Origin of the sequence: Mesorhizobium qingshengii, from assembly GCF_027563465.1 — a bacterium.
Classification (GTDB): Bacteria; Pseudomonadota; Alphaproteobacteria; order Rhizobiales; family Rhizobiaceae; genus Mesorhizobium; species Mesorhizobium qingshengii_A.
Window position 1 is genome coordinate 938927 of the sequence record NZ_JAPFQA010000001.1, and the last position, 22686, is coordinate 961612.

General features: G+C 63.6%; 22 protein-coding genes and 1 pseudogene. 12 read left to right on the plus strand and 11 right to left on the minus strand.

Translation table 11 applies throughout. From position 1 onward, the window contains the following. Positions 1-4: 4 nt before the first annotated feature. Positions 5-1000, minus strand: a complete 996-nt coding sequence (locus OOJ09_RS04470; RefSeq protein WP_269904009.1) for an AraC family transcriptional regulator — start codon at positions 998-1000, stop codon at positions 5-7. 188 nt (positions 1001-1188) lie between these two features. On the opposite strand from OOJ09_RS04470, the gene OOJ09_RS04475 reads away from it, so the two are divergent. The 3 genes from OOJ09_RS04475 to OOJ09_RS04485 all read left to right on the plus strand — a co-directional run bounded on the left by OOJ09_RS04475 (position 1189) and on the right by OOJ09_RS04485 (position 2448). Continuing rightward, on the plus strand, positions 1189-1614 hold the full coding sequence (locus OOJ09_RS04475) for a GFA family protein (protein WP_269904010.1): 426 nt from the start codon (positions 1189-1191) through the stop codon (positions 1612-1614). Between the two features lie 55 nt (positions 1615-1669). Next, the gene (locus tag OOJ09_RS04480) at positions 1670-2185 is read left to right on the plus strand and encodes an OsmC family protein (RefSeq protein WP_269904011.1); all 516 of its coding nucleotides are present in this window, start codon (positions 1670-1672) and stop codon (positions 2183-2185) included. Positions 2186-2325: 140 nt separating this feature from the next. Then, positions 2326-2448 (plus strand): hypothetical protein, encoded by a 123-nt coding sequence (locus tag OOJ09_RS04485; RefSeq protein WP_269904012.1) that lies wholly within the window; start codon positions 2326-2328, stop codon positions 2446-2448. A gap of 59 nt (positions 2449-2507) precedes the next feature. Here the strand turns inward: OOJ09_RS04485 and groL are convergent, their stop codons facing one another. The 3 genes from groL to OOJ09_RS04500 all read right to left on the minus strand — a co-directional run bounded on the left by groL (position 2508) and on the right by OOJ09_RS04500 (position 5558). Next, complete coding sequence (gene groL, locus OOJ09_RS04490; protein ID WP_269904013.1) at positions 2508-4163, minus strand: chaperonin GroEL; 1656 nt, start codon at positions 4161-4163, stop codon at positions 2508-2510. Between the two features lie 62 nt (positions 4164-4225). Further along, positions 4226-4522, minus strand: coding sequence for a co-chaperone GroES (groES, locus tag OOJ09_RS04495; RefSeq protein WP_006203049.1), 297 nt, complete (start codon positions 4520-4522; stop codon positions 4226-4228). A gap of 238 nt (positions 4523-4760) precedes the next feature. After that, the gene (locus OOJ09_RS04500; protein WP_269904014.1) at positions 4761-5558 is read right to left on the minus strand and encodes a class I SAM-dependent methyltransferase; all 798 of its coding nucleotides are present in this window, start codon (positions 5556-5558) and stop codon (positions 4761-4763) included. Between the two features lie 73 nt (positions 5559-5631). Between OOJ09_RS04500 and OOJ09_RS04505 the strand changes: the two genes are divergently transcribed. Continuing rightward, a complete protein-coding gene (locus OOJ09_RS04505; protein WP_269904015.1) occupies positions 5632-6483 on the plus strand; it encodes a hypothetical protein in 852 nt (283 codons plus the stop codon). A gap of 9 nt (positions 6484-6492) precedes the next feature. Here OOJ09_RS04505 and OOJ09_RS04510 read toward each other — a convergent pair whose 3' ends face one another. Continuing rightward, complete coding sequence (locus OOJ09_RS04510; RefSeq protein ID WP_269904016.1) at positions 6493-7119, minus strand: TetR family transcriptional regulator; 627 nt, start codon at positions 7117-7119, stop codon at positions 6493-6495. Between the two features lie 123 nt (positions 7120-7242). Between OOJ09_RS04510 and OOJ09_RS04515 the strand changes: the two genes are divergently transcribed. The 4 genes from OOJ09_RS04515 to OOJ09_RS04530 all read left to right on the plus strand — a co-directional run bounded on the left by OOJ09_RS04515 (position 7243) and on the right by OOJ09_RS04530 (position 11440). Continuing rightward, complete coding sequence (locus OOJ09_RS04515; protein WP_269904017.1) at positions 7243-8430, plus strand: MFS transporter; 1188 nt, start codon at positions 7243-7245, stop codon at positions 8428-8430. Positions 8431-8442: 12 nt separating this feature from the next. Next, on the plus strand, positions 8443-9723 hold the full coding sequence (locus OOJ09_RS04520) for a D-arabinono-1,4-lactone oxidase (protein ID WP_269904018.1): 1281 nt from the start codon (positions 8443-8445) through the stop codon (positions 9721-9723). Further along, positions 9720-10865 (plus strand): DSD1 family PLP-dependent enzyme, encoded by a 1146-nt coding sequence (locus OOJ09_RS04525; RefSeq protein WP_269904019.1) that lies wholly within the window; start codon positions 9720-9722, stop codon positions 10863-10865. The genes OOJ09_RS04520 and OOJ09_RS04525 overlap by 4 nt, the downstream gene beginning before the upstream one ends. A 260-nt stretch (positions 10866-11125) precedes the next feature. Then, positions 11126-11440 carry an antibiotic biosynthesis monooxygenase family protein gene (locus tag OOJ09_RS04530; RefSeq protein WP_269904020.1) on the plus strand — a complete coding sequence of 105 codons (315 nt, stop codon included), beginning with the start codon at positions 11126-11128 and terminating at the stop codon, positions 11438-11440. Between the two features lie 112 nt (positions 11441-11552). On the opposite strand, the gene OOJ09_RS04535 is transcribed toward OOJ09_RS04530, so the two are convergent. Continuing rightward, positions 11553-12386: an AraC family transcriptional regulator gene (locus tag OOJ09_RS04535; RefSeq protein WP_269904021.1), complete on the minus strand. Its 834-nt coding sequence runs from the start codon at positions 12384-12386 to the stop codon at positions 11553-11555. A gap of 363 nt (positions 12387-12749) precedes the next feature. Between OOJ09_RS04535 and OOJ09_RS04540 the strand changes: the two genes are divergently transcribed. From OOJ09_RS04540 to OOJ09_RS04560, 4 genes and pseudogenes are all read left to right on the plus strand, one after another. After that, positions 12750-13748 (plus strand): LacI family DNA-binding transcriptional regulator, encoded by a 999-nt coding sequence (locus OOJ09_RS04540; protein ID WP_420107487.1) that lies wholly within the window; start codon positions 12750-12752, stop codon positions 13746-13748. Beyond that, positions 13745-15258 (plus strand): annotated as a pseudogene (locus OOJ09_RS31985) (sugar ABC transporter ATP-binding protein). Before OOJ09_RS04540 ends, OOJ09_RS31985 begins: the two are co-directional and overlap by 4 nt. Continuing rightward, positions 15258-16307, plus strand: coding sequence for an ABC transporter permease (locus tag OOJ09_RS04555; protein WP_269904024.1), 1050 nt, complete (start codon positions 15258-15260; stop codon positions 16305-16307). The pseudogene OOJ09_RS31985 and the gene OOJ09_RS04555 overlap by 1 nt, the downstream one beginning before the upstream one ends. Before the next feature lie 78 nt (positions 16308-16385). After that, the gene (locus tag OOJ09_RS04560; RefSeq protein WP_269904025.1) at positions 16386-17378 is read left to right on the plus strand and encodes a substrate-binding domain-containing protein; all 993 of its coding nucleotides are present in this window, start codon (positions 16386-16388) and stop codon (positions 17376-17378) included. A gap of 180 nt (positions 17379-17558) precedes the next feature. On the opposite strand, the gene OOJ09_RS04565 is transcribed toward OOJ09_RS04560, so the two are convergent. From OOJ09_RS04565 to OOJ09_RS04585, 5 genes are all read right to left on the minus strand, one after another. Further along, positions 17559-18491: a glycosyltransferase family 2 protein gene (locus OOJ09_RS04565; RefSeq protein WP_269904026.1), complete on the minus strand. Its 933-nt coding sequence runs from the start codon at positions 18489-18491 to the stop codon at positions 17559-17561. Beyond that, positions 18488-19249: a glycosyltransferase family 2 protein gene (locus OOJ09_RS04570; protein WP_269904027.1), complete on the minus strand. Its 762-nt coding sequence runs from the start codon at positions 19247-19249 to the stop codon at positions 18488-18490. Before OOJ09_RS04570 ends, OOJ09_RS04565 begins: the two co-directional genes overlap by 4 nt. Then, a complete protein-coding gene (locus OOJ09_RS04575) occupies positions 19240-20127 on the minus strand; it encodes a glycosyltransferase (protein WP_269904028.1) in 888 nt (295 codons plus the stop codon). Before OOJ09_RS04575 ends, OOJ09_RS04570 begins: the two co-directional genes overlap by 10 nt. Further along, positions 20124-21800, minus strand: coding sequence for a glycosyltransferase (locus OOJ09_RS04580; protein ID WP_269904029.1), 1677 nt, complete (start codon positions 21798-21800; stop codon positions 20124-20126). Before OOJ09_RS04580 ends, OOJ09_RS04575 begins: the two co-directional genes overlap by 4 nt. Further along, a partial coding sequence (locus OOJ09_RS04585; RefSeq protein WP_420107488.1) for a glycosyltransferase family 2 protein occupies positions 21797-22686 on the minus strand: 890 nt, incomplete at its 5' end. The genes OOJ09_RS04585 and OOJ09_RS04580, both read right to left, overlap by 4 nt.

Here is a 22686-nt window from a genome sequence, read left to right on the forward strand (position 1 = left end):
CGGCCTAAAGCTCCTCGTCGCGTCCGGACCGGGTCCGGATGCCGAGACGCCAGGCCGAGGGCGGAACGCCGATCATCTTCTTGAAGGCGCGGCTGAAGGCCGCCTCGGATTCGTAGCCGATTTCGGCCGCGATGCTGGCCATGTTGCTGTTACCGGCGCTGAGCAGTTCCGAGGCAATCTGCATGCGCCATTTGGCGAGATAGTGCATTGGCGGCATGCCGACCAGCCGGGTGAAGCGTTCGGCAAGCACGGTGCGCGACAGCGCGGAGTCCTTCGCCAGCGCCTCCACCGTCCAGTCGTGTGCCGGCCGATCGTGGATCAGCGCCAGCGCCTTCGCCAGATGCGGATCGCGCAGGCCCGCCAACCAGCCCGTATGTTGCGGCGGCAGCGATTCCACGTAGCGGCGCAGCACGTCGATGAACATCAGTTCGCTGAGCTTGGTCAGCACCGTTTCGCTGCCGGCGCGCTTCTCCGCCACTTCCGAGACAGCCAGATTGATGAACTGGCCGAGCCAGCCGCGATCGCCTTTGGCGTCTCCGGCCTTGATCACCGGCGGCAATGCCTCGAGCAAAGGGTTGAACGGCTGTGCGTCGCAAGCGAGGTAACCGCAGACCAACCTGGCCGACATCGCGCCGTCGCCGGCGCAGTTGATGTAAAACGGCATCCGGCCAGCGGTCGCGATGTCGAGCACATCGGCTGTCGGCGGATCGGCACGCAGCGCCGGATTGCTCGACATGATGTGCGGATCGCTCCTGGTGAAGACCACGACTTCGCCGGCCTCCAACTCGATCGCCCCCTGGCCGACAATGCGGGCAAAGCAGCGGCCGGCGGTCACCACATGGTAGGAAATCAGATGGTCCGCGCCGGGCAGGATCTTCGGCAGGATGGACGATGGCGCCGGCGAGCAGACGGCCCACGGCTCGTGGCCCTCGATGTCGAAGAACGTCGCGCCGGTAAGACGTACCGTCCTCAACAGGTCAGACAGAGCATCCCCGGCCATTCCGTTTCGTCTCGCACCCATCCCCGGCAAGCCGGTGCGACATCCCTTTCCAGTTCCGGACGCGCTGTCAAGCAAGGCGGACGCCGCGTCATTCAGTTCGCGGCCGGAATTCGTAAACCTCCGCCGGTGCTCAAGCGCTGCCGAAAGCGGGCGCTGGGCGCTGTCGAAACCAACCAAGGACAAAAGTCATGACGGTACATAAGGGCGGGTGTTTTTGCGGCGCCGTGGAGATCGAAGTGCACGGAACCGCCGAAGCAATGGGCTATTGCCACTGCAGTTCCTGCCGATCCTGGTCGGCGTCTCCCGTGAATGCCTTCACGCTGTGGAAGCCGGAGAACGTCAAGGTAACCAAGGGCGCGGAGTTCCTGTCGGTTTTTGAGAAAACCGAAATGAGCGATCGCCAGTTCTGCACGAAATGCGGTGGCCATCTGATGACCGGCCACCCGCCGATCGGCCTCGTCGACGTCTATGCGGCGACGATACCGGACGTGAAATTCACGCCTGGGGTTCACGTCAACTATGCCGAAACGGTGCTGCCGATGAAGGACGGGTTGCCCAAGCTGCGGGATTTCCCGGCGGAACTCGGCGGCTCCGGCATCGCCGTGCCGGAGTAAGGCCTGGGCCTGCTCGCCATTTTTCATAACGACGATTCAAGGCAGGAGATTATCCATGGAAATCGCAACATTTCGTGCCACGCAGGAACCGATCAAGGATCGCTACCGCAGGAATGCGCAGGCCGCGTTTCTCACATTGAAGGCCAAGGGTGTCGCCGACGCGTCCACCGTGACCTGCAAGGTCGAGACCGGGCGTGGGCTGGCGCTTGCAGGCATCCATCCGATGGCCGGGGGCAGCGGCCAGGAACTTTGCTCCGGCGACATGCTGCTGGAGGCGCTAATTGCATGCGCCGGCGTTTCGATGCGGGCGGCCGCGGCCGTGCTCGAGATTCCACTCAAATCGGTGGAGATATCGGCGGAAGGTGACGTCGATCTTCGCGGCACCCTGGGCGTCACCGAAGGTGTGCCGGTCGGCTTCAAGGAGATACGCCTGCGGTTCGACATCGACACCGACGCGCCGCAGAGCAGTCTCGACCGGCTGGTTGAACTCACCGATCGCTACTGCGTGATCTTCCAGACCATCCAGAACAGCCCCAGGACCACGGTGAAGCTGCACAGGGCAGGGCAGTAACCGGCACCAGCCCGGAATCTCGAATGGGAGATTCCGGGTTCTGGTCCATCAGGTGCACGCTGGCACCATTGGCCTAGCGATGCGCTGGCGACGATCCCGAGCCATGCCGCGCGCGCGTTGTGCGGGCAGGGCACGTTTGCATGGCGGCCTGTCCCTTGCCGTTTCCGCGCTATTCGTTTGGCGTCAGCTGGCGTTTCGACGCCGTCCGGACGCCGACTGTGATGCAGGCACGCGATCTGATCGTCGAGTCGTTCGGCGACTGACCCAACAAAAAGGGCGCCTTTCGGCGCCCTTTCCTTATGCATAAGCCAAGTTGGCCGGATTAGAAATCCATGCCGCCCATGCCGCCCATGCCGCCGCCGCCCATGCCGCCAGGCATGCCGCCGCCAGCCGACTCCTTCTTCGGAGCCTCCGCGATCATGGCTTCGGTGGTGACCAGCAGGCCGGCGACCGAAGCCGCGTCCTGGAGAGCCGTGCGCACGACCTTGACCGGATCGACGATACCCATGGCGATCATGTCGCCATATTCGCCGCTCTGGGCATTGTAGCCGAAGGTCGCGCCCTTGTTCTCAAGGATCTTGCCGGCAACGATCGATGCTTCCGCACCGGCGTTCGACGCGATCTGGCGGGCCGGAGCCTGCAGCGCGCGACGCACGATGTTGATGCCAGCAGCCTGGTCGGCATTGGCGCCGGTGGCCTTGATGTTGGCCGAAGCGCGCAGCAGCGCGACGCCGCCGCCAGCAACGATGCCTTCTTCCACGGCCGCGCGGGTCGCGTTGAGGGCGTCATCGACGCGGTCCTTCTTTTCCTTGACTTCGACTTCCGTCGCACCGCCGACGCGGATCACCGCAACGCCGCCCGCCAGCTTGGCGAGACGTTCCTGCAGCTTCTCCTTGTCGTAGTCCGAGGTGGTCTCTTCGATCTGCTGCTTGATCTGGGCAACGCGGCCCTGGATCTCGGCCTTCTTTCCGGCGCCGTCGACGATGGTGGTGTTCTCCTTGGAGATCGACACCTTCTTGGCGCGGCCGAGCATGTTGAGGCCGACGTTCTCGAGCTTGATGCCGAGGTCTTCCGAGATGACCTGGCCACCGGTGAGGATGGCGATGTCTTCCAGCATGGCCTTGCGGCGATCACCGAAGCCCGGCGCCTTGACGGCGGCGATCTTCAGGCCGCCACGCAGCTTGTTGACGACGAGCGTGGCCAGGGCCTCGCCTTCGACGTCTTCCGAGATGATGAGCAGCGGCTTCGAGGTCTGCACGACGGCTTCGAGGACCGGCAGCATGGCCTGCAGGTTGGAGAGCTTCTTCTCGTGCAGGAGGATGTAGACGTCCTCGAGCTCGGCAACCATCTTGTCGGCGTTGGTGACGAAGTAGGGCGAGAGGTAGCCGCGGTCGAACTGCATGCCTTCGACGACTTCGAGTTCGGTCTCGGCGGTCTTGGCTTCCTCGACCGTGATGACGCCTTCGTTGCCGACCTTCTGCATCGCTTCCGCGATCATCTTGCCGACCGACTCGTCGCCATTGGCCGAGATCGTGCCGACCTGGGCAACTTCCTCGGAGGTCTTGATCTTCTTGGCAGCCTTGCCGAGCGCCGCGACGACTTCGGTCACGGCCAGATCGATGCCGCGCTTCAGGTCCATCGGGTTCATGCCGGCGGCAACCGCCTTGTGGCCTTCCTGGACGATCGACTGCGCCAGAACGGTCGCGGTCGTGGTGCCGTCGCCGGCGATGTCGTTGGTCTTCGAAGCAACTTCGCGGACCATCTGCGCGCCCATGTTTTCGAACTTGTCCTCAAGTTCGATTTCCTTGGCGACGGTGACGCCGTCCTTGGTGATGCGCGGGGCGCCGAACGACTTGTCGATGACGACGTTGCGGCCCTTGGGGCCGAGCGTGACCTTCACCGCGTCGGCGAGGATGTTGACGCCGCGCAGCATGCGCTCACGGGCGTCGCGGGAGAATTTTACGTCTTTCGCAGCCATTTTTAGCTCCTGGCAGGGGCTTGGAGTAAGCCCGGGAATTCAGTTGATGGTGAGGCCGATATTCAGCCGATGATGCCCATGATGTCGGATTCCTTCATGATCAGAAGGTCTTCGCCATTGAGCTTGACTTCGGTGCCCGACCACTTGCCGAACAGGATGCGGTCGCCAGCCTTGACGTCCAGCGGGACGAGCTTGCCAGCTTCGTCACGAGCGCCGGAGCCGACAGCGATGATCTCGCCTTCCTGCGGCTTTTCCTTTGCCGTATCCGGGATGATGATCCCGCCGGCGGTCTTGGATTCGGATTCGACCCGGCGAACGACCACGCGGTCATGAAGCGGGCGGAACTTCGACTTTGCCATTTTTTCTTCCTCGATGAGAACGGTGAGAACAGTTCCTCCGTCCGGCGGCGCCGGACATATGGTTAGCACTCATCAGAGGCGAGTGCTAACGTGGCGCTGAGATAGGCCGCCGGCCTGTGAGAGTCAAGGTGCGCGCGAGGGCGCAATCGCGCGAAATTCTGTTCGCGCTGGTGACGGATTGCAGAATGCTTCGGTTACCGCTTGGGAGCGACGGGGAATTTTGTCCATCATTCAAATTCTATCTCTGCCGGGGTGACCGCAGCACCAGCAGCGGGCATCGCTCGGCGAGCCCATAGGTGCCAGTCGCCACGATGCGAACGTCACCGAAGAAGGCCTCTGCTTCATGCACCAGAGTGGCAACTGGAGCGAAGCTGTAGATGGCCGGCGAATTCCTGTAGACGTCGATGGTGCCGATGACCGGCAGGTCCCAGCCCGTGCGCGCGCAAAGCTCGTCGCGGTCGGGAAACAACTCGTCGAACCTCTCGAGGATTGCCTGCACCGGAATGGCGTGATCGGGCGCGCCACCCGTGGCTGTCATTGCGACAAGCCATTTGAGCGCGTGGAAGGTCGCGACGCCGCCCGAAAGGGCAAGCGTCCGCACCGCCTGCGGATCATCCGGTGTTTCCGGGCTGGCATAAAGCCGGAGACCTGCGCGGCCGTGGGGCCCGAGCACGCGCGCGATCTCCGCGAACAACGCCCGCCGCGCGACCGAAAGGCCGAGTGCCGACAGGCAGCCGTCGCCGATCACCGCATCCATGCTTGCTCCGGCAACCGGCATGTCCAGCCAGTTGCCGGCCACCGCCTTGCGTGTGGCGGTGTCGCCTGGCCAGATGCCGGAGATCATGGTGGGGGATTCATCGACCGCCAGCATCGTCCTGCCCAGACCGGCAAGTTCCGGCGTGACCCCGAGCAGCACCACGTCGAGCGATTGCAGACCGAGTTCGCGCTCATAGGTGGTGACCGCTTCCGGCGGCGGGCAGAGCGGCGGCCCGAGAAGCTGCCAATGGCGGCGAATTGCATCCCAATGATTTGTCATGCAAAACGGCTTGGGGGATGTTGGGGCATGGTTCCTTCGAAACTGTTGGTTACCTGATGGGCATGGAGAGGCCATGGCTCGCATTGCCGTGATAACGCATGAGTATGACCGGTTCCAGAGCCGGCGCGGCGCTCTATTGCGCCAGGACAGCCCCTACATGCTGTTCGACCTTCTGGCCGAGTTGAAGAGACGTGGGCACTCGACACAGATTCTGCGCGGGCCTTCGTCAAGACATGATGCCGATATAGCGGTGCTGCACGTCGATGCGACGGTGACACCGGCTGACTATGTCGAGTATGCGCGCGGATTTCCGTTCTGCCTCAATCTTGGCGCGGCCGACATTTCCAAGCGTCGGATCAGCGGCGCGGTCCTCAAGGACGGCGACCATTGGGGTGGCCCCGTCATCGTCAAGAGCAACCTCAACCATTGGGGGACACCCGAGCAGCAGCTCAATCGGCAAGCCGAGCGCGCCGGCAAGGCCGCGCCTTTTCCGGGCGTGCGGATATTCGATCAGTACCAGGTCCACGCTTCGCTGGCCGAAGTTCCGCCGGAAATGCTTTTGCGTACCGACCTGGTTGTGGAGAAGTTCATTCCCGAACCGGCGCCTGACGGTTTTGCGGCGCGGTTTTGGATATTCTGCGGCGATCGCGAGCGCTGCACCCGTTATGTCTCACCGCAGCGCCTCGTAAAAGGCGACGACACGATCCGCCGCGAGGCTGTTCCCGTACCCGAAGAATTGCGCGCCTTGCGCCATCGGCTTGGCTTCCACTACGGCAAGTTCGACTTTGTCATGCATGGGGGCAGGGCGGTGTTGCTTGATGCCAACAAGACGCCAGGCCGCGCCAGGAACCTGTCGAAGATCGTCGCTGCCGGCACCGCCAATCTGGCAGACGGTTTCGAAGGACTGATCCGTCGGGCCGGATAGACGGATACTCTAAAGAAACAGCCGCAACTGGGTGTGGATGATCGACCGGTAATCCTCGATGGTCCGGCGGCTTTCCGCTTCGCCCTCGGCGAGCGCCAGACGCACCACGCCACCGGCGAGCTGGAAGATCAGCAGAACCATGCGTTCGAACTGCTCGTGCTTGTCCGGCTCCAGCAAGGCGATGACATGGTCGCAGAACATCCTGGCTTGATGCCGGGTTTCGGCGATGTCGAGATTCTTGAGCGCCTTGTCGGCCTGAATTGCGTTCTGCAGATCCTGGATGGCCGGATCGCCGGCGACGCGGCTGTGGTAGTCGTCAAGCAACCGGTCGGCAGCGGCGATCACGTCCTTCGCCTCGCGAACGTCGGCGATAATCGCAGTCAATCGCGCGCGGCTGACCTCTGAAAACCGCTCATAGAGCATTGCCAGGATCGCCGACTTGTTGGGGAAGTAGTGATAGACCGTGGCGATCGGCCCGCCCGCCAGCATGCCGACCTCTTTCATGGTGACGGCGTCGATGCCCTTCTCGCCGATCAGCCGCATGGTTGTCGACAGGATGGCGTCGATGCGCTCGCGGCTGCGCTCCTGCTTGGGTCTGCGCCTGGGTTCGGTGGCCGTTCGCCTTGCTTCTTCCATGCGCCCGTTCTCTCGCGAGATTGCAAATTCCGATTGACAAAAAATATGATCAAGTATCAGCTTCTGGAATACTGACAGACTGTCAGTTTTTTTGCCGCGCGGCAAGGACGTTGGGAGGCGCCTTTGACTTCGACAAGTGCCGGATACACTGGCGATGGCGATTGGCTGGTCGGCAACCCGACCAGCGGGCAGCTTGCCTCGGCCCTGTGGATCGGGTCGGTCGGCCTGCTCATTCTCGGTCTGCAGCCCGTCTTGCTCGGCGCCCTTTACACAGAGGGCCATGTCAGCGGCGATGAGTTGGCGTTGGTCGCCACCGCCGAAATGATCGCCATCGCGATCGGCTCGGCGATTGTTGCGATGCTGCTCTCGGCCCACAAGATGCGCTGGAAAAGTGCGGCCCTGCTGCTTCTGCTGGCACTGGCGAACGTCTGGACGGCCTATGCTGCCGGCGCCAATACGCTGATGGCGGCACGCGCCCTGGCCGGCCTTGCCGAAGGCGGCCTTGTCGCGATCGCCACCGAGCTGATTGCTCGTTCGCGGCGCGCCGAACGCATCGGCGGTTATTTCGTCACCATGCAGACCCTGGCGCAATGCGCTCTTGCCCTGTTGCTGGCACTCTATGTTATCCCTGCCGCCGGATCGGCGGGTGGCTTCATCGTTCTCGCCATCGTCTGCGTCGCGTCGCTGGTGGTCGCCTACATCGTTCCCGCTGACTATGCCGACCTGCCGAAGGACGAGAATCTCGCCAATGTGGTGACGGTTCCTTCAATCACCGCTTTGTTGTCTATCTTCTGTTATTTCATGTTCTTTGGCGCGGTCTGGGCGTTTCTGGAGCCGCTTGGCGCGCAATTCGGCATCGATGGCCGCACCGTCGGCCTGATCGTCTCGGCCAGCCTCGCGGTACAGGTGCTGGGCGCGATGACGGCGACCGCGTTCGAGGCGCACATCGATTATCGTCTGGCCATCACCGCGATCGGTGCCGTGGCGCTCGTCAGTTCCCTGGTTCTCGCCAGCGGACCTGGCCTCACGACATTCTGGGTCGCCGCCTTGGTCATGGGCTTCATTCTCCTGTTCATCGTGCCCTACCAGATCCGACTGGCGATCACCGCCGATGACACGCGCACCACCGTGCTTCTGGTGCCGGCCGCGCAGCTTTTTGGCCTGGCGATCGGGCCGATCGCTGCGTCGCTGCTGATCGACGGCAAGGATTTTCGGCCGGTGCCGGAATTCGCCGCCGCCAGTGCCGTTGCCAGCGTGGCGTTGCTTGGCCTGTTCATCCTGATATCGCGCCGCCGCCGTGCGGTTGCCTGAGCGGGGAGCGCGATGTCGAACAACTGGAACAACTGGTCCGGCCATGTCACTGCCAATCCGCGGCTGATTGTCAGCCCCGCTGACGCCGGCGAGCTCGGTGATCTCATTCGTACCGCGCCCGGCCCGGTGCGCGTCGTCGGTGCCGGCCACTCCTTCACGCCGCTGGTGAAATCCGAAGGCACGATCCTGTCGCTGGAGAAATTCGAGGGTCTGGTGTCGCACGATACCGGGCGGCATCAGGCGCGCGTGCGGGCAGGGACGCGGCTTGGCCCGCTCATGCACATCCTGCAAGGCCTTGGCCAGGGCCTGCCCAACATGGGTGATATCGACCGCCAGGCGATCGGCGGCGCGCTGGGTACCGCCACGCACGGCTCGGGACCGACGCTCGGCGCCTATCACACGCAACTGGAGACGGTGCAGATCGTCGACGGGCTTGGCAAATTGCGCGAATTCACCAAGGCAGGCGATCAGGACATGATCCATGCCATCGGCGTCGCGCTCGGCGCCTTCGGCATTCTCAGCGAAGTGACGCTGAACAATATTGCGACCTACCGGCTGCGCCGCCGCAAATGGGTGCTGCCGATCGCCGACATGCTGCGCGATTTCGAAACGATGATGGCGGCGCATCGTTCGGCCGAATTCTACTACATTCCGTTCTCCGGCTACGCGCAGTTCATCGCCAGCGATCTGAGCGACGCCGCACCCACCACACGGCCGCCGGAGGAAGACGAGGCGGGGTTGAGGACGCTGCGCAGGCTTCGTACCGCGCTTGCCTGGCTGCCGTCGCTGCGCCGCCGGCTGATCCTGGGCGCCGTCGCCAAATTGCCGGCCGAGGACTATGTGCAGGACTGGCTCAACGTCTATGCCAGCGACCGGCAGACCAAATTCAACGAGATGGAATATCACTTGCCCTACGAGGAGGGGCCGAAGGTGTTGGCCGAAATCATCGCGCTGACCGAGAGGCACTTTCCCGAGGTCTATTTCCCGATGGAAGTGCGCACGGTCGCGCCCGACGAATTCTGGCTCTCGCCGTTCTACAAAAGACCCACCTGTTCGATCGCCATCCACCACGATGCGGCGAGCGACCCGCAGCCGTTCATGCGGGCGGCCGAGCCGATATTCCGCAGATATGGCGGCAGGCCGCACTGGGGCAAGATGCATAGCCTCAAGGCGGCGGACCTGAAAAAGCTCTACCCGCGCTGGGACGACGCCATGGCGGTGCGCCGCGACATCGATCCGCGGAACCGCTTCGTCTCGCCCTACATGGCCGGCCTGTTCGGCATCGAACAATGAGCGCCTATTTCGCCACTCTTTCGGACGCGCTGAAGGAGGCCGGCATCTTCCAACCCTGCCTGGTGCTCGATCTCGACCGGCTGGACAGCAACATTGCGCTGGTGAAAGAGCGGCTTGACCCCGGCCTTGCCGTGCGGCTGGTCGACAAGTCGCTCGCTTGCCTGCCGCTGCTTTCGCGTATCGGCAAGGCGCTCGGCACCACCAGCTTCATGACCTTCCATCCGCCGATCACGCTAGCGGTGCTCAAGGTGTTTCCCGACGCGGACATTCTGTACGGCAAGCCGATGCCGGTCGGCGCGGCGAGGTCCGTGCTTTCAAACAGCGCGGCCGACTGGTCGCGCGTCTGCTGGCTGATCGATACGCAGGAGAGGCTGGCGGAATACGGCGCGCTCGCTGACGAAATCGGTACCGAACTGCGCATCGCATTCGAGATCGATGTTGGGCTGCATCGCGGCGGGTTCGCTGAACCGGAGGCCTTGTCGAAGGCGTTGAGCGCGCTGCCGGCCCACAAACGGCTGCATTGCGAAGGCGTAATGGCCTATGAGGCCCATGCGCCGCATATTCCCGGCCTGTTTGGCGGGCCGGCCAAGGCGCTGGCTCAAGCCTCGGAACGGGTCACCGCCTTCGTTGAATGCCTCGGCGCCGACCAGCGCCGCACCTTGAACATCGGCGGCAGCAAGACCGCGCTGCTTCACCACGGCGGCGTGGCCAACGAAGTGTCGATGGGCTCGGCCTTCGTGCTGCCCGGCGATTTCGATACGCCCGGCCTCGAAGGCTTCGTGCCGGCGGCCTTCGTCGCCACGCCGATCCTGAAAGTGGTCGAACCGATGCTGCCTGGTCCGCCCGCCGTCTCCCGCCTGCTGCGGGGGCTCGGCCGGTTTCCGCGCAAGGGCTGCTACCTCTACGGCGGCAAATGGATGGCCGAGCCGGTGTTTCCCGCAGGCATGAAGACGAACAGTCTGCTCGGCCTGTCCTCCAACCAGCAATTCATGGGCCTGCCGGCGGATGCGACCGCAAGGCCCGGCGACTACGCATTCCTGCGGCCGACACAGAGCGAGGCCGTTCTGCAGCAGTTCGGATCGATCGCCGTGTTTTCCGGCGGCAGGATCGCCGATCGCTGGCCGGCGCTGCCGATGGCGTGATCGACAGCCGGCATCAGGCATTGCCGCGTGATGAGCGGTGATTGTTGGCCGCCCCCAGCGATGCTATGAAACAAGGGTCGAAAAGGACCTTGGTGCGGCAAACGGTAAGCCCGCCCCCTTCCACCGGATGGAAGCTCCGTTCTCATCCAATATGGGAACCCACGGCAAGCCCAGGGCGTGCTTCACGCCCGGCTTGGCGTGCGGGGTCTTCGCCATTCGGCGTCCCTTCGTTCGCCAGGCGCCAACGAAGGAGAAGAAAAATGCCCATCATTCGCGCCAACACCGGCGTCATCACCCAGATCAATATCTTCACCGTGCCCGAGGGCGGTCAGCAGGCGTTGATTGATCTGCTGGGGGAAGCCGCGACGAGTTGCCGTGGCATTCCCGGGTGGATGTCCGCCAGCCTGCACCGAAGTCTCGACGGCACGCGTGTCGTCAACTACGCGCAGGCCCGGGATCAGGCAGCCATGCGGCGCGTCTTCGAGCATCTGCAGGCGAACGGTTTTCTCGATCGCAACAAGGCGTTGGGGCAAGCCCATCCCGGCTTGTACGAGGTCGCTCTGACCGTGGAGTAGGCAATGTGACGGACCGTGTCTTGGCCTCACGCCAAAGCACGGTCTGTTCCGGTATCCATGATCCGCTCCGGTATCCAAGATCCGTTCCGGTATCCAAGATCCGTTCCGGTATCTATGACTTGACCGGTATCCAGATCTCCAGCCCGCCATTGCCGCTGCGCGGATCGAATTCGGGTCCGTAGCGTTCGAATTCAGGGGCGTCTGATATCTCGTGCCCGGAGGCCGGCAGCCATTTGTTCCAGATGGTGTTGACCGTGCGGCGGATGGTCGAGATGTGCTCGCGATGGGCGAACACGGCATATTTCTGCGCCGGCACCCGCACGCGGCTGAATTCCTTGGGGATGTCGGAAAAGTCGGTCACCTCGACGCCGGCGATGTAGTCGAAATTGCCAGTATCGTCGCCGTTGACGCAGACGCCGTAGGCAGTGTCGCCGGTCTCGCCCGGTATGTTGCCGATATAAGGGCCAAAGCGCTGCCATTGCATCGGAATGGCAGCGCTGGTTTCGCAACTGTAGCGTTCGCCGAGGCCGGCGATCAGGAACGGCCGGCTGGTCTCGAAGCGCGGCGGGTCAAGATTGGCAAGAAAGGACTGGTCCATCAGGATCGGCTCCGCGAGGTCGAGATTGTTGAGCGTGCCTTGCGCGCGCACCAGTTCCGGCGTGGTGCCGAACTGATCGCGGAAGGCACGGGTGAAAGCCTCATGCGAGTTGTAGCCGGCATCGAGCGCGACGCGGAGGATGTCGGGCGCCCCGGCGGCCAGCTTGCGGGCCGCTTCGGTCAGCCGGCGCGCGCGCATGTAGCCCATCACCGAGCGGCCGGTGGCGGCACGGAAAGCCCGTGTCACGTGAAAACGCGACACGCCGCTGCTTCGCGCCACGTCGTCGAGCGAGATCGCCTCAGGCAGATGGCTCTCGACGAACCACAGCGCCTTCTCTGTCGGGTTCATATGTCTCCTCTTGAACGGCCCAATTTTCGAACCGGCAGCCCATCGCATCGGCAAGACCATGCTGCCGTCTTTCCGTCAGGTCAGCTTGATCGAAATTGCGCCTCTCGGAAATCGAAGTGAAGCTGTCGCCAGCCGATCTCGCTGCATGGCCGCGCGATTACGGTTCGCGCCGCTGACGGGCCTCGCATCCGAATTCCCTCCGCCGGCGCCCGAGATAAGAAACTGGTCGAAAATGGTCATCGAAGCGATTGCGCAAACGTTTCGATGGTCATAGAATGGGTCCCAATGCGCCATCGCCAGAGCGCAATGGAAACACTCAAGACAGGGAGAAGCGCGTGCGCGTTGGGCTCCGATCGGGTTGTAATGGCAACCATGGCTGAAGTCGCACGCCGCGCTGGAGTGTCGGTGTCGACTGTTTCTCACGTCATCAACCGAACGCGTTTCGTCTCGCCCGCCAAGGCCAGGGTGGTCAACGACGCGATCGCTGCTATGGGCTATCAGCCCAACGAGCTGGCGCGGTCGCTGAAAGTGGCTTCGACCAACAGCGTCGGCCTGGCGATCTCGGCGATTTCCAATCCCTATTTCACCGACATCATCTGCGCGGTGGAAGCGGAATGCGCGCGCCTCGGCCTCATGGTGTTCCTCTCTGACACGCAGGAGGATCCAGACCGCGAGCTTTCGGTGGTGCGCGCCTTCCATCAGCGGCGGGTCGACGGCGTCATCCTGGCGCCGTCGGGCGCGCCGCAGCGAGCCATCGACTATCTGGCCGAGAAGAAGCTGCCCTGCGTGCTGATCGACCGCTTCGCCGACGATCGCTTCGACCAGATCGGCGTCGAGAACCAGTCGTCGATGCGCGCCCTCATCGATCACGTCGCCTCCTTCGGCCACAAGCGCATCGGCTACATCGCCGGCCAGCCGGGGCTGGCGACGACGCGCGAACGCATCGAGGCGTTCCAGTCGTCGCTGGCGGCCAATGGACTTGCTTTCTCGCCGCGCTATGTGTCGCCCGAGAACGTCGACACGGCGAGCGCAACGGCATCGACCCATGCCATTCTGTCATTGCCTTCGCCGCCCACGGCATTGGTCACCGGCAACAACATGACGACGATCGGAGCGGTGCGGGCGATACGCGAAAGGGGCCTCTCGATACCGGGGGATATCTCGCTCGCCGGCTTCGACGACTTCGAATGGGCCGATTGTTTCGAGCCGCGGCTGACCCTTGTCGCACAACCTTGCACCGAGATCGGACGGCAGGCCGCGGCACTGCTGTCCGCCCGCATCGCCTCCAGCGGTCTGAAGCCGCAAGCGGTGCGGCTGCAGGCGACGTTGCATGCCCGTGAATCCTGCGGGAGACCGGCATGAGCGCGCCGCTGCTGTCGGTCACCGGCGCCGTCAAGCGCTTCGGCGGCGTGCAGGCGCTGCGTGGCGTCGATTTCGACCTCAGGGCCGGCGAGATCCACGCGCTGCTTGGCGAGAACGGCGCCGGCAAGTCGACATTGATGAACCTTTTGTCGGGCGTCTACACGCCCGACGAAGGCACCATCCAGATCGACGGCAGGCAGGTAGCCCTCAACAATCCGCGTGAGGCTCAAGCTGCCGGCATCGCCACCATCTTCCAGGAGCTCGACCTGGTGCCGACGCTCGACGTAGCGGCCAACCTCTTCCTTGGCCGGGAACTGATGCGGCCGGGCGGCTTCCTCGATGTGCCGGCGATGCGCAGCGAGGCTCGCAAGCGGCTCGAAGCCATTGAACTCGCCATCGATCCCGCCAGGCTGGTAGCCGACCTGTCGATCGGCCAGCGCCAGGTGGTGGCGATCGTCAAGGCGCTGTCCTACGCATCGCGTGTGCTGATCATGGACGAGCCGACGGCCGCGCTGACGGTGGCCGAAGTCGAAAGGCTTTTCGACGTCATGCGCAAGCTCGCCGCCAGCGGTGTCGGCATTGTCTATATCTCGCATCGCCTGGAGGAGGTGCCGCGGATCGCCGGGTGACGGTCATGCGCGATGGGCGGGTGTCCGGTGTCACCGAGCCGCGCGCGCCGCAGGCCGAACTGGTCAGGCTGCTGGTCGGGCGTCCGCTTGACGAGCTCTTTCCACCGCGCGCCAAAGCGGCCGGCCGGCCGCTGCTGCATTTGCGTTACGCCACCTTCCACCTGTCGCGCGAAAGTGCCGGCTGGCAGGCCCCGACAGGCGTGTCGCTCGATGTGCATGAGGGCGAGATCGTCGGCCTCGCAGGCATCATGGGGGCAGGGCGCACCGAGCTGCTCAGCGCGCTTTACGGCACCGGCCTGTCCGGACATTGGCAGGGAGAGGTCGCCATTGGCGGCCATGCGGTCAAGCTGGATTCGATCAAGGCGGCGCGCAACGCCGGCATTGCCTTCGTCACCGACGACCGGCGCGGCAGCGGCCTGATGCTGAGGATGGCGGTCGGCCTCAACCTGGTCATGTCGGTCATCCGCCGCATCTCGCCGGCAGGCCTGATGTCGCCGCGCCGCCAGGCGGAAGCGGTCAAGCAGTCCTTCGGCCAGTTCGACATCAGGCCGAAGAATCCAGACATCGCCGTCGGCGCGCTTTCGGGCGGCAACCAGCAGAAGGTGGTGCTGGCCAAGGAGATCCTCGGCAATCCCCGGCTGCTGCTGCTCGACGAGCCGACGCGCGGCGTCGATGTCGGCGCCAAGGGCGAGATCTACGCGCGGCTGCGGCAACTGGCGGCGCAGGGGCTCGGCATACTGGTCGCCTCCAGCGAGATGCCGGAGCTGATCGGCCTGTGCGACCGGATCGTGGTGCTGCGCCAGGGGCGCAATGTCGCGGAATTCATCGGCGGCGTCGACGAGCACACGGTGCTCGAGGCGGCAAATGGCAGGGAGGCCTGATGTCTGAACAGAAGATTTCGGAGGCAAGCGGCCAGGTGACCGCCGCACCGGTGCATCGCGATCCGCTGGCGCTGATCGTGCGCTTCCAGAGCCTGATCGGCCTGGTGCTGGTGGCGATCGGCGGTGTCATCTTCTCGCCGCGCCGTCACGGCGAGATCCTGTTCCTCGACCCCGACAACATCGCCAACATCGTGCGCGCGGTGTCGGAGACCGGCATCATCGCCATCGGCATGACCTTCGTCATCATCACCGCCGGCATCGACCTTTCCGTTGGCGCGGTGCTGGGGCTGTCCAGCGTCGTCACCGCGACGATGATGATCTCCGGCGGCTTCGGGCTTATCCCCACCATCCTTGCCGTGCTCATCATGGGCATCGTCTTCGGCACGATCCAGGGCACCATCTCCAGCCGTTTCCGGCTGGAGCCGTTCATCGTCACGCTGGCCGGCCTGCAGGCGGCGCGCGGCCTGGCGCTGGTCGTCTCGGGCAACCAGTACATCAACATTTCCTATGGAGACGGGCCGGGTCTGGCACCGCCGGTGTTTGCGATCCTCGGCGAGCGGCTGTTCAACAACACCGTACCGGTCGCCACCATCGTCTTCATCGTCTTTGCCGCGATCGCAACGATCGTGCTCAACACCACGCGCTTCGGCCGCTATGTCTTTGCCGTCGGCGGCAACGAGCGGGCGGCGCGCATTTCGGGCGTACCGGTGTCGATGGTCAAGATCAGCGTCTACGCGCTCACCGGCTTTGCGGCCGCGCTCGCCGGCATCGTTCACGCCGGGCAGTTCAATTTCGGCAGCGCCAATGACGGCATGGGCTACGAACTGACCGCGATCGCCGCCGTGGTCATCGGCGGCACCAGCCTGTTCGGCGGCTCCGGCTCGATGGTCGGCACCGTCGCAGGCACGATCATGCTGGGTGCGCTGGCCAACATTCTGCAGCTCAACAACATCACGCCAGCCCTGCAACTGCTCGCGACCGCCGCGATCATCGTGCTGGCGGCGGTACTCCAATCCCTCGTTCGCCGCCGCGAGGGTCTGGGTCGTTAGGGAGGTCGGCGGCACGCAAGTGGAAGACTGTGAAACCAAGGTCTGGCTGCTGAGGCCCGACGAGGAGGAGAGTGAGTTATGAAAGCCATTCAAAGAGGATTGTGGCATCTGAGCTGGCAGGCTGGCCTGCTCGCCGGAACGTGTATGTGCATGGCAGGGGTTGCGCAGGCCGCCGACCCGATGGTCAAGGCCTGTGCGAAGGACGGCCAGTTCATCATCGGCTTTTCGCAAGCCAACAATGCCGAACCCTATCGCCAGCACGTCAATGACGAGCTGACGGCGGCGGCCAAGGAAGTGCCGGGCTTCACGCTGCAGATCGCCGATGGCGCCGGCAACGTCAACACGCAGACGTCGCAGGTCGACAATTTCATCACCCAGAAGGTCGATCTGCTCTTGATCTCGCCCTTCGAGGCGGCACCGCTGACGCCGGCGGTGAAGCGCGCCATGGATGCCGGCATTCCGGTCATCGAACTCGACCGCAAGACGGTCGGCGATCCCGGCAAGGACTACACCGCCTTCATCGGCGGCGACAATTACAAGATCGCGCTCGAGGCCGGCAAATACACCGCCAAGACCTTGCTGCCTGAAGGCGGCGAGGCGGCGGTGCTGGAAGGCCTGCCGAGCTCGACGCCGGCGGTGGAGCGGCTGAACGGCTTCAAGGACGGCGTCAAGGAGAATGCCAAGATCCAGGTCGTCGCCGAGCAGGCGGCGGACTGGGTGCCGGACAAAGCCCAGACCGCGTTCTCGGCGATGCTGCAGGCGCATCCCGACATCAAGGTGCTCTATGCCTCGAATGACATGATGGCGGCCGGCGCGCTGCTCGCCGCGAAGGGAGCGGGCAAGCAGGTCAAGATCATCGGCACCGACGGCCTGCCGGGCCCGGCCGGCGGCATCGAGGCGGTGGCCAAGGGCGACTGGGCGGCGACCTTCACCTATCCGACCGGCGCCAAGGAAGCGATCGAGATGTCGAAGAAGATCCTGCTCGATTGTGCCTCTTCGGTCGAGCCCGTCGTCACCGTCGAGACCACGGCGATTACCGCCGAGAATGCAAAGCAGCTGATGGGCAAGTAGGCCCTGGCTGCCGGCGGCTTATGGACCCATGGCGGGGTTCACACGAACCCCGCCATGGGCCCGTCCGCGGGCGCTTGCTAGGTCGTTGGCCGTATCGGCGGGCTTGGGGCTGGCCGACGAGGCGGCAAACCATCTCGACCCGGTTTGATCGAAATTGCGCATGGCGCAAAATGGCGCCGCTTAGCGCCGCCCGCGCTGGAAGAACCGGCGAAGCCGGCGACCGATCTCGCGCGGCAGATGGCGAAATGAGGTTCTTTGCCAGTCGCCCGAATCTGGAACACGCGGGCGCTTGCCGGGCGCGGGCAGAATGGGCACGATCGGCAAGGAGAAGGCGGCGTTGAGCGGCTGTTGCCGCCCCAGCCGCTCCCAATGGATCAGGCCTCGCATGATACGGTCCCATGCCAGCACCGTTGCCACGGCGGTCGACAAGTCGCCGTCTTCATTCGGCTCGTGGCGCCGCGCGAACTCTGCGTAGGCCTCGGCGATGTAGAGGCTGAAGTCGAAATGGCCAGGATCGGGGTCGTAAGAATCGGTCAGTGCATAACGCAGTTGTCGCGTGATGAACGATACGATGTCGGCGTAATTTTCGTGGTGGATGTGAACGCAATTCGGTGGCTGGAGGACGCGCAGGCGCCTGGCGCCAGTCAGCACTTGCGGCACACGGTGATTGCCAGGCTGCCAAGCCACTGTTCCCCTCCGAAAGAACCTGATCTGCTGGTCCGGGTAAAAGCCCGAGCCACGCATGATCTGGCCGGCTACCGAATTCCACCTTGGCAAGGCAAAGGCATCGATCTTGTCGCCATGGTCGTCGACAAGCTGCCGCATGGCCTCGTAGGCATCGTCGGCAAGGTATTCGTCGGAATCCAGAACGAGGACCCAGTCATGCCGCGCTTCCGCAAGATACTGGTTGCGGATATCGTCGACGGCATCGACGATGGCGCAAGAGAGCACCCTGCAGTCGGCCGCGCGCGCGATTTCGACCGTTGCATCGCTGCTTTGCATGTCGATGACGATGCGCTCGGTCGCCCAGCCCGTGGTTTCGAGTAGCCGTGGCAAAGTCGCGGCTGAATTGCGCGTATGAACGATCAGCGAGATGGCGATGTCTTGCCTCATGCGCCTTCGTCTCCGTCGATGGAATAACGCCCGCGCCAGCGTTCAAAGAACAGCCTGCGCGATGCCTTGTGGCGATCAGGCCGTCGATCGGAGGTCGATTCCAAGTGTAGGGAATCCCATTTCTGACCGCAGCCGATGTGCACTCCCATCTGCCGCGCGCGCAGGCACAGATCCACATCCTCATAACCAAAGGGAAAGGTCTCGTCGAACCCGCGCAGGGCGGTAAAGGCACCATGATCGATCATCAATGCCGCACCCGTTACAGCCTGCGGAAACGTCGTGGCGCGGCTGACCGATGCGCTTGGCCTGCCATGGGCATGGTGATAGGGGCCGCGCTCACCGGCATCGAAACGCACGCCGCAGTGCTGAATCGTGTTATCGGCCAGGACCAGCCTGGTGCCTACGATGCCGACCGTTTCATGCCTTGCTATCTCAAGCATCTCAGCCATTGCGTTTGGATGCAGGAAGACGTCGTTGTTGAGGAACAGGTAGCGCGCCGCCGGAACGGTACTGGCGCCGCGATTGCACGCCGCGGAGAAGGAATGCCGGCGGTCGAGTCGCAGGATGCGGACATCCGGCGTTGCCAGATCGTTTGCCTGGTAGGGCATGGCGGAACCGTTATCGACAACGACAATCGCCGTTCGTCCGGGCAATGCCCGGGTCAGACCTGACTGGACGTGCAGGACGCAGGTCCGCAGTAGCGCGGTCAGCCCGTAAGACGGTATAACGACGCTCAGATCCATGCCGCTCAGTTCCATGACAAGGCGTCTCTCAAACCAGCCCGCATGGCGCTTTCCAATTTCCTCCTATGCAAGGCAGTGCGATAGCGGGATGCCATTGCCGCGCCGCGATCACGCAATGCGGCGCGCCGCAAACCGGCGCTTTCCCCGCTGATGTCCTCAAGCACCATCGGCAATCGTGCTGGCTCCGCAACGCATGCGGTGTCGCCGTCCCTGAGGTGTTCCATGGCGACCACAGGGACCGACACCACGACGCAGCCGGCGGCCATTGCCTCCAGTGCCGGCAGTCCGAACCATTCCCCCGCCGCCGTCGCCAGGAAGAACCCACTGCGCTTCAGAGTTGCCGCGCAGACCTCTTCGGTGTCGTTGTCGATTGGCACGTAGCGCAGGTGATGTGCCTGGTTCATCGCCCTTTCGGCGATCATGGCGCCCCGGCGTGGCATGAAGGCCACTAGGCATGGGTCCTTGGCAGCGCCGTCGTAGAAAAAGATATCGGGGATCGAGATGCCGACGTCGATGGCTTCGCGACCGGCCACTGTCCTCGCATAGTGTGCGGCCTGTTCCCAGCAAGACAGAACGGTCACATCCCGGTCGTGTAGAACCGGGTCTATCAGAGGGTCGGTGCCCTGGCAGTGGAAGATCAGCCGCGCTCCGATTGCCTTCAGCACCGGATAGTCGTGCGGCAGAGAAAAGACGAGCGTGTCGCTCGGGCCGGCATTGGCAAGAACGTATTGCCTGTCGACCACCGGTTGGGCGCACCGGAACCACGACGGCGCAAGGCCGCCAGGGGTAGCGGCCGCAATCGGCACGCCGGCCTCCGACAACAGTTGTGCGAACTGGAAGCCGACCTTGATGCCGCCATGGATGCCGATGCCGGGCAGAACGCAATAGTTCATCTGCTTCCCATCCCGCGGCGCCGCTGGCGACGCCAGGCGCCCTTGATTGCGAGGCGGCGGAGCAGGACCCAGTGCATGGCCGCGAGTGCCGTGGCAAGAGTTCGACCGTAGTGCAGTCGAGCAAATTTGAGCCGCGCAGCGTCGATCAACCGAACCCTGCCGGAGGAGGGGATATCCGCGCCGTGCTGGCCGAAATGCGGCAAGACATGACCAAGCCTTATGATCTCGAGCCCGCGTCGCGACATTTCAAAGCCGATGGCAACGTCTTCCATGTAGCAGAAGTAGCGCTCATCGAAACCGCCAACGGCGTGGAACGTATCGCGTCTGACGAACAAAGCAGCGGCGAGGGGCCAGCTCCAGCTTTCGAGGTCATAGCCAGGCAAGCGCCTCAGGCGCCTGGCAAGTTTGGCCATGCCGTTGTTGTCAAGAATATCGGCCGTCAGCTTGAGCCTGGAGTAACCCGGCTGGCGGCCGGCTGTCGGATTGCCGTGCCAGTCGACATAGTCAGGCACGACCATCGCATCGGGTCTTTGGCGAAGTGTGGAGAGAGCAGCCTCGACCGCCGCCGGTGTCATAAGGCAGTCCGGATTGAGAAAGCACAGATGCACGGCGCTGGTGGCTGCCGCGGCCCGGTTGGCCGCGGCGGCGAAACCTTCATTGCGCGTGTTCCTGATGATGGTCACACCCTCGCGCGTCACATGATCGAGTGTCCCATCGGTCGAGGCATTGTCGATGACGATGATCTCATGCTTTCGGTTCGCCAGGGCGTCGAGGCAGTAGCCGATGACCCTGGACGAGTTGTAGGTGATGATGATGAATGCCAGTTCGGCATCCTGTCCTGTCGACGTTTGCTCCAGCTCGGGATCGGTTGGGCCGTTGCCAACAAGTGCGTGCATGGCCATGACGGTCTCGAATTCTGGACCGTTGCGGAAATTGCTGAAATGGGCGATCAGCGCGTCCTTGCGTGGGAAACCCGCATCCCAGTGGCTGCAATGGTTCCACTGCCAGGGCAAGGCACGGCAGCTATCGGGTGCGACAGTGTTCGCCCAGACCTGGAAATAGGCCTGGTCGCCGAGCATGTAGGCCCCGGCCATATGGTCCGCGGGCAAGACGCGCTGTCTCTCATCCGCCCAGTCGAGGAACCGCCGCATTTCGTCCCTGTAGGCAAGCACGACGCCACTGTTGAAGTAGTGGAAAGCGTGTCGGGGTGGCGGCTCCGCCGAGGCATCGATAAAGGCCAGCGACTGGCTGCGATAGTGCTCGAAGAAATCGTCGCCCCTCATTTCAGATCCGGAAATGCCGGTTTGCTCGACCATGCCGATCCGACGATCACCCAGCGCCGCAACCATCTCCGCAGCTCCGAGCGGTCGCAACAGGACCGCATCGACATCGACCTGGAGAATGATCGCCGCGCTGGTCTGATCCAGGCACCACACCAGTGCATCGAACTTGGCGCGGAAATAGCTGGATCGATGTTCCGGTGCCGAGAGGCTGATCAGGTTGAGATGGATGCGCGGCGACTGGGGCAAGAAGGGCGCCACCGCCGAATCGGCGGTCACATAGATCTCGAAGTCGGTGTGTCTGAGAAAGGACGTCAGCGCTTCGCGTGCCGCCAGCGCATAGCCAGGCTTGCCCACCGCAAGCATACAAATTGCCGCCGTCGGCTCGCTCATTCGGCCAGATCGCCATGCATGGCAGCCGGCACCTCTGGCGGTGCATGCACCGGATCCAGATTCGGCTGCGCACCAGGATTGCCCATCCGTTCCGGGCCGAAACGCTCGGCCAGAGAACGGTGCGGCCGGTCGTTGATGCCGCGCGACAGCACCTGCCAAAGCTGCGCCGGTGAGCAGTCGGCGGACGCCAAGACCTCGGCGCCGCTGCCCTCGCCATGCGACGTCTGATCCCTCTGCTCGCCGAGGCTCAGAATCCGTGCAGGGCTCGTTGACCTGATTGTCGCCACCAGCGATGGCGACGCTGCCGCGCCGAAGAGCAGGGCGAAATCGACAGAGCGCCCATTCACGCGTAACCACTTCGAAAGGTGGCTCCGATAGCGCCAGCCCTGGAAGACTTCAACGCCTTGTTTCTCAAGCGCTTCGATATGATGCTGCTCGAGCCCGGCGCCCTGAGGCCAGAATTTCACCACCAGCCCACGATCGACGAGAGTCTCGATGATCCGCCGGATCCGGTCTGAACCAAAGCCCCCATTCAGGCGGGCCCCTGGCCGGGCGACGACAAGAACAATTTTGCGTAGCGCCGCATGCTGGCTCGCCAGCAGCCTGAATTCGCCTGTGATGAAATGTTCACGCGACAGAACATGCGCCCATCGCTCAACGAACTTTCGCTGGTTGACCCGCAGGAAGGACTTGATGCCGACCTTGGGATCCTTGCCATGCGAAAACCCTTCCAGATGATAGACGATCGACCGTGGCTGGTAGAAAATTCGCAGTCCCTTCTCTCGCAGGCGGAAGGCAAGGTCGGTGTCCTCGTAATAGGCAGGTGCAAAGGCTTCGTCGAAGCCATGAAGCGTGGCGAATGTGTCGCGTCGGATCAGCAACGATG

Excerpts from the sequence above, each read along its gene's own strand:
- OOJ09_RS04505 (WP_269904015.1), top strand. The coding sequence starts at position 5,632 with ATGGCTCGCATTGCCGTGATAACGCATGAGTATGACCGGTTCCAGAGC.
- OOJ09_RS04535 (WP_269904021.1), bottom strand. The coding sequence starts at position 12,386 with ATGAACCCGACAGAGAAGGCGCTGTGGTTCGTCGAGAGCCATCTGCCT.
- OOJ09_RS04560 (WP_269904025.1), top strand. The coding sequence starts at position 16,386 with ATGAAAGCCATTCAAAGAGGATTGTGGCATCTGAGCTGGCAGGCTGGC.
- OOJ09_RS04540 (WP_420107487.1), top strand. The coding sequence starts at position 12,750 with ATGGCAACCATGGCTGAAGTCGCACGCCGCGCTGGAGTGTCGGTGTCG.
- groL (WP_269904013.1), bottom strand. The coding sequence starts at position 4,163 with ATGGCTGCGAAAGACGTAAAATTCTCCCGCGACGCCCGTGAGCGCATG.
- OOJ09_RS04480 (WP_269904011.1), top strand. The coding sequence starts at position 1,670 with ATGGAAATCGCAACATTTCGTGCCACGCAGGAACCGATCAAGGATCGC.
- OOJ09_RS04530 (WP_269904020.1), top strand. The coding sequence starts at position 11,126 with ATGCCCATCATTCGCGCCAACACCGGCGTCATCACCCAGATCAATATC.
- OOJ09_RS04575 (WP_269904028.1), bottom strand. The coding sequence starts at position 20,127 with ATGAACTATTGCGTTCTGCCCGGCATCGGCATCCATGGCGGCATCAAG.
- OOJ09_RS04500 (WP_269904014.1), bottom strand. The coding sequence starts at position 5,558 with ATGACAAATCATTGGGATGCAATTCGCCGCCATTGGCAGCTTCTCGGG.
- OOJ09_RS04580 (WP_269904029.1), bottom strand. The coding sequence starts at position 21,800 with ATGAGCGAGCCGACGGCGGCAATTTGTATGCTTGCGGTGGGCAAGCCT.
- OOJ09_RS04525 (WP_269904019.1), top strand. The coding sequence starts at position 9,720 with ATGAGCGCCTATTTCGCCACTCTTTCGGACGCGCTGAAGGAGGCCGGC.
- OOJ09_RS04470 (WP_269904009.1), bottom strand. The coding sequence starts at position 1,000 with ATGGCCGGGGATGCTCTGTCTGACCTGTTGAGGACGGTACGTCTTACC.
- OOJ09_RS04475 (WP_269904010.1), top strand. The coding sequence starts at position 1,189 with ATGACGGTACATAAGGGCGGGTGTTTTTGCGGCGCCGTGGAGATCGAA.
- OOJ09_RS04570 (WP_269904027.1), bottom strand. The coding sequence starts at position 19,249 with ATGGAACTGAGCGGCATGGATCTGAGCGTCGTTATACCGTCTTACGGG.
- OOJ09_RS04565 (WP_269904026.1), bottom strand. The coding sequence starts at position 18,491 with ATGAGGCAAGACATCGCCATCTCGCTGATCGTTCATACGCGCAATTCA.
- OOJ09_RS04555 (WP_269904024.1), top strand. The coding sequence starts at position 15,258 with ATGTCTGAACAGAAGATTTCGGAGGCAAGCGGCCAGGTGACCGCCGCA.
- groES (WP_006203049.1), bottom strand. The coding sequence starts at position 4,522 with ATGGCAAAGTCGAAGTTCCGCCCGCTTCATGACCGCGTGGTCGTTCGC.
- OOJ09_RS04510 (WP_269904016.1), bottom strand. The coding sequence starts at position 7,119 with ATGGAAGAAGCAAGGCGAACGGCCACCGAACCCAGGCGCAGACCCAAG.
- OOJ09_RS04485 (WP_269904012.1), top strand. The coding sequence starts at position 2,326 with ATGGCGGCCTGTCCCTTGCCGTTTCCGCGCTATTCGTTTGGCGTCAGC.
- OOJ09_RS04520 (WP_269904018.1), top strand. The coding sequence starts at position 8,443 with ATGTCGAACAACTGGAACAACTGGTCCGGCCATGTCACTGCCAATCCG.